This window comes from Arsenophonus endosymbiont of Apis mellifera, from assembly GCF_903968575.1.
GTDB classification, from domain to species: Bacteria; Pseudomonadota; Gammaproteobacteria; order Enterobacterales; family Enterobacteriaceae; genus Arsenophonus; species Arsenophonus apicola.
The window spans coordinates 1-2103 of record NZ_CAJCFU010000041.1 but is presented as its reverse complement, the minus strand read 5'-3'; the positions used below and the strand labels follow the sequence as shown (position 1 = coordinate 2103).

5 protein-coding genes are annotated in these 2103 nt (G+C 30.8%); 3 read left to right on the top strand and 2 right to left on the bottom strand.

The window, feature by feature from the left end:
• Positions 1-261 (top strand): hypothetical protein (locus H1X92_RS05740; RefSeq protein WP_233458131.1); only part of this gene is annotated, 261 nt, incomplete at its 5' end.
• Positions 262-299: 38 nt separating this feature from the next.
• Positions 300-476 carry a Rop family plasmid primer RNA-binding protein gene (locus H1X92_RS05735; RefSeq protein WP_180559253.1) on the top strand — a complete coding sequence of 59 codons (177 nt, stop codon included), beginning with the start codon at positions 300-302 and terminating at the stop codon, positions 474-476.
• Between the two features lie 169 nt (positions 477-645).
• Here the strand turns inward: H1X92_RS05735 and H1X92_RS15615 are convergent, their stop codons facing one another.
• Together H1X92_RS15615 and H1X92_RS05725 are read right to left on the bottom strand one after the other, a co-directional pair.
• Entirely contained in the window at positions 646-795 is a 150-nt protein-coding gene (locus H1X92_RS15615; protein ID WP_202881803.1) for a hypothetical protein, read from the bottom strand.
• Between the two features lie 77 nt (positions 796-872).
• Positions 873-1346: a lytic transglycosylase domain-containing protein gene (locus H1X92_RS05725; RefSeq protein ID WP_180559252.1), complete on the bottom strand. Its 474-nt coding sequence runs from the start codon at positions 1344-1346 to the stop codon at positions 873-875.
• Positions 1347-1822: 476 nt separating this feature from the next.
• Between H1X92_RS05725 and H1X92_RS05720 the strand changes: the two genes are divergently transcribed.
• Positions 1823-2103: relaxosome protein TraM (locus H1X92_RS05720; protein ID WP_202881802.1), on the top strand; the 281-nt coding region annotated here is incomplete at its 3' end.

Genomic DNA, 2103 nt, shown 5'->3' with positions numbered 1-2103 from the left:
GACTTAATAAATCGTTTCAACAACCTGTTGATGGTTAGGTTAGTTTGGCGTTGGGAAAATGATGCACGCTGGTATGAGGCAGCGCTCAGTTATGATTTATTTGGTGATTTATTACTTATTCAACGTTGGGGAGGATTAGGTAATCATCTTCATGGCCAAAAAACCGAAATCGTTCCTGATATATTTACCGGTATTGCTAAACTCCATGCGATTGATAGACAGCGAAGGAAAAGAAAGAGTCCTTATCATCGTATAAAATAACCTTATATCAAATCTATTATTGAACGCTTTAACAAACGATGACAAAACAAGAACTCTCTACCTTGAATATGGCGGGCTTTATTGAAAGTCAAACCCTAATACTCTTGGATAAGCTCAATCAGCTCAATCTGGATGACTGCGCAGATGAGTGCGAAGAATTACATGAAATGGCAGAGGCGCTTTATCTGCACTTGCAGCGAAGATTGGAAAATTAATCACCCCAACGAAAAAATTGACCTTTTGGGAGTGATTAATTTTTAATTGAATCATGATTTTGTGTTTTCAGCGATTTCTTTAAGTTAGGTATAAATGTTAAATAATAAAATAATTAATTCACAAGAAACCCGAACGCTAATAATGCCGATAACAATTATGGCTAGGCCACTAATGAAGCCAGAGAAAACCCCCAGAATAACTCCCTGCAAAAATGGCGGCAATTCCAGAAAATAAAACAGCGATAATCCCAAGCCAATAGAAAACAATTATAATCTTAGGGGTTATCATTTCATCTAATCTTAATAAAGATTTCAACATGGTTATTTCCTTTTTAATTCTGTTAAATTCATTAGTGAATTGTAAGATTCAAATTTTATTTATTCCACCGAGTGGATTTAGATTTTAATCTCTCCGGTATTTTCTAATTTTAACTTTTTATATTTTTGATAAATCAAATTTGCATATCGATAACGATTTTTAATCGATGTGTTATTATTTTGCATGCCAGCGTTATACATTCCTACGGATTGCCAGTTTTTACCAAACCTGACAAAATTTCGATTTAAAATCATGGCGCCAATATGAATATTCAGACATGGATTATTTACTAATTTATTTTCTGTTAAAGCCGGATATTCTTTTTTAATTGATTTAAATGTTTTGGTGTTAATTTGCATGATTCCTAAATCAAGGGAGCCATCTTTATTTTTGTTTTTTGCTTTTGGATTGAAATTAGATTCCTGCCATGCAATAGCTCTTAAATAATCGGGGTCGAGATGATAATAACTTCCGGCTTTATCAAAACAATCAGCAAGCGATAATTTTGAGATAACAAGACACAATAGCCACATTAAATTTTTAATTTTCATCACCCATCTCTTTTAATTAAAAACATCACAATTCGGCATATTGTCGCCCTGATAAAACAAAAGAATTTTGCAAAGAAATTCTAATAAAGACTCTCAATGTTACCTCACCAAATCCGCTTTTTCCACCACTAACTTACACACCACACGCAAAATAAATTTTGCATAATTTTTCATTTAAATTNAAGTNATTGNATTAATNTAGTATATATNTNAATCAAAAAAANANTTTCAAAAAGAAAGCTATAAGCAAGTTATAACTTGCTTATAAGAAAGTTAAAAATTCTNANATTAAGNTATTGATAATAATATAAAATAAAACAAAAGAAAGTTATAACTTTCTTTTGAGTAATTTTATAATTACAATTATAAGGTGATTTATACTGAATTTTAGCAAAAAAAAATTTAAAACATGCTGGTCAGCAAGCCATAAATTGTTTTTGAAATGCAAATAAATGTAACAAATTGTAAGGTATAAAATGGAAAGTCAAAAAAATTACCCGATGACACTAAGAGTGCCTTTTTCTGTTTTGGAATTTATTGATGAAATGATAGAAAAAAAATTACAGGATGGAGAGAATAAATCAACAGCAAATCGAACCGCCGTAGCATTGGAAATGTTAAAAATAGGGGCGAGGGTTTTAAAGAAAAAAAATGAGCAAAGTAGTGATCAAGATGTCACGTTTGATGAAAAGTTAGCTTTAATTGCAGATGCTGTTCTTAAATCAAAATTACAAATTGAATCAATGTTTGAATTATC

What these genes read in the sequence shown, in the direction of transcription:
- H1X92_RS15615 (WP_202881803.1), bottom strand. Translation starts at nt 795, where the DNA reads ATGTTGAAATCTTTATTAAGATTAGATGAAATGATAACCCCTAAGATT.
- H1X92_RS05735 (WP_180559253.1), top strand. Translation starts at nt 300, where the DNA reads ATGACAAAACAAGAACTCTCTACCTTGAATATGGCGGGCTTTATTGAA.
- H1X92_RS05725 (WP_180559252.1), bottom strand. Translation starts at nt 1,346, where the DNA reads ATGAAAATTAAAAATTTAATGTGGCTATTGTGTCTTGTTATCTCAAAA.